This is a genomic window from Prevotella sp. CAG:592 (assembly GCF_000436015.1).
In the GTDB taxonomy this organism is placed as follows: domain Bacteria; phylum Bacteroidota; class Bacteroidia; order Bacteroidales; family Bacteroidaceae; genus Prevotella; species Prevotella pectinovora.
The window spans coordinates 1-2460 of sequence record NZ_FR892470.1 but is presented as its reverse complement, the minus strand read 5'-3'; the positions used below and the strand labels follow the sequence as shown (position 1 = coordinate 2460).

The window sequence follows — 2460 nt, the reverse complement described above, 5'->3', positions numbered from 1 at the left end:
CTTTCAAGCAAGCTTGGCGCTCTGCCTTTGAAGTGATAAATCAAAAAACAACATCAGACGAATATGAAAAAAATCAGCAAATTACTGTTGGCGGTCATGACGCTGACAGTAGTGTCTTGTGGAACCACAAGCACGGTGCCTGTTACAGGCAGAAAACAGCATATCCTCGTTTCCGACGAAGAGGTGCTCGGTCTCAGCAACAAGGAGTATACCAACTACATGAAGACTGCTAAGGTGTCTACCAACGCCACAAACACGGCGATGGTGAAACGTGTGGGCCAGCGCCTTGCCACAGCTGTGGAACAGTATCTAAAAGCCAACAACCAGTCGGCAGAACTGAAAAACTACAATTGGGAGTTCAATCTCGTGCAGGACAATTCAGCAAACGCTTTCTGTATGCCTGGCGGCAAGATCGTGGTATACGAAGGACTGCTCCCCATAACACAGAACGAGAGTGCTCTCGCTATCGTTCTCGGTCATGAGATTGCCCATGCCGTGGCAAAGCATTCGGCAGAGCAGCTAAGCAAGCAGATGAAGCAGCAGTATGGATCGCAGATATTGGGTGCCGTGCTCAGCGGTGCCGGAGTCAGCTCAAATACCACCAGCATAGCACAGGGTGTGTTCGGACTCGGAAGCAAATTCAGCAATCTCCACTATTCTCGTCAGAATGAGAGCGAGGCCGACTATATGGGACTCGTTTTTGCCGCGATGGCGGGTTACGACCCTAACGTGGCAGTAAGCTTCTGGCAGCGCATGGCGGCAAGTTCCACCAGTACCACACCGGCTTTCCTTAGTGACCACCCATCCGACGCCAAGCGTATCGCCGACATACAGAAATGGTTGCCAGAGGCTCTGAAATACTATAAGCCAGTGGCTACCACCACTACCAAGACAACAACGACCACTAAGACCACTTCTAAAAAGAAGACTACAAAAAAGAAGTCTACAACAAAGAGAAGAAAGTGATTCTGTATACGAGTAAACAAGTAGACGAGTAGACAAGGAAGTTGCCATTTGTTACAAAATGGAGAACTGATATCCTTGTCTACTCGTCTGCTTGTTTACTTGTCAACTTGTCAGCACCTTATTCCTTTATCCTTATCAGCAGGTTTGAGAATATGGCGAGCAGTCCGCCGGTAGTTATTCCCGATGAGAAAATACTGCGCAGCGTCTCGGGGAACCCCGATAGAATCTCAGGCATGAACTCCACGCTCAGTCCGCCGGCAAGACTTATCGCCAGCACCAGAATCTCCTTTCGACCCAGTTTCTGCGAGGCGATGACCTTTATTCCCGATGCCGCCACCGTGCCGAACATCAGCAGTGTGGCACCTCCCAACACAGGTTCCGGCATCAGCGAGAATACCAGACTCACGGCAGGAAACACGCTAAGGATGATGAGAAAGGCAGAGATGAAATATCCCACGTAGCGCGATGCCACTCCCGTGAGCTGTATCATACCGTTGTTCTGTGCGAAAATGGAGTTGGGGAAGGAGTTCAGGGCTGCAGAGATAAACGATGAAACGCCGTTTGCCACCACACCTCCCGATGCACGCTTCATGAAGAGGTCACCCTCCACAGGTTCGCCGGAAATCATTGAATTCGCCGTGATGTCGCCATAAGCCTCTATCGCCGTTATTATGAAGATTATGCTCAGCGAGATGAAGGCAGAGAGGTCGAAGTCAAGTCCATATTTGAACGGCACCGGCACATACACGCCGCCGAAACTCTTCACCGAGTCAAAGTCGATATATCCCAGCGCCCACGACAATACATACCCAACGGCAAGTCCGATTACGATGGAACTCATCCTGAGGTAGCGGTTCTTGCAACTGTTGAAAAACACTATTGTGGCAAGTACCAGAGCCGCGAGTCCGAGATTGTGCAGAGCGCCGAACGTACCGTTTGCCATCGCCGCATTGCCGCCGCCACACGACGATATCCCCACCTTTATAAGACAGAGACCAATCAGCGTGACCACAATTCCAGACACCAATGGGGTGATGATCTTGCGTGCATATCTCAGTATGCTGCCCACGAACACCTCCACTACCGATGCCGCCATACACGAACCGAACACCACAGCCAGTCCGCCGCACATTCCAGCCGCTATTATCGGTCCTATGAACGAATAGCTCGTTCCCTGTATGCAGAGCAGTCCGGTGCCCACAGCCCCGAATTTCCTGCATTGGATGAATGTGGATACACCCGATGCGAAGAGCGCCATCGATACGAGGAAGCTCGTCGTCTCTATGTCGAGCTGCATCTGCGATGCTATTATCAAAGGTGGCGTCATTATCGCCACGAAGATTGCAAACAAATGCTGCAATGCCGCGAACACCGATTCCACGAATGGCGGACGGTCGTTGAGTCCATAGATTATTCCATTTTTCTGTTCTGTTGCCATATCTGATATCCGATTTTGTATTATTCTGCAAAGATAGTGCAAACCGAGAGAAGAAC

At 50.5% G+C, this 2460-nt stretch carries 2 protein-coding genes; one reads left to right on the top strand and one right to left on the bottom strand.

Annotated elements, in window-relative coordinates:
- Window positions 1–63: 63 nt before the first annotated feature.
- Window positions 64–966 carry a M48 family metallopeptidase gene (locus tag QVO99_RS00055; RefSeq protein WP_022315538.1) on the top strand — a complete coding sequence of 301 codons (903 nt, stop codon included), beginning with the start codon at window positions 64–66 and terminating at the stop codon, window positions 964–966.
- A gap of 118 nt (window positions 967–1084) precedes the next feature.
- On the opposite strand, the gene QVO99_RS00050 is transcribed toward QVO99_RS00055, so the two are convergent.
- The gene (locus QVO99_RS00050; RefSeq protein WP_022315537.1) at window positions 1085–2404 is read right to left on the bottom strand and encodes a uracil-xanthine permease family protein; all 1320 of its coding nucleotides are present in this window, start codon (window positions 2402–2404) and stop codon (window positions 1085–1087) included.
- Window positions 2405–2460: the final 56 nt, after the last annotated feature.

Bases quoted from the DNA above. Each gene is read 5' to 3' on its own strand.
- QVO99_RS00055 (WP_022315538.1), top strand. From the start codon at position 64: ATGAAAAAAATCAGCAAATTACTGTTGGCGGTCATGACGCTGACAGTA.
- QVO99_RS00050 (WP_022315537.1), bottom strand. From the start codon at position 2,404: ATGGCAACAGAACAGAAAAATGGAATAATCTATGGACTCAACGACCGT.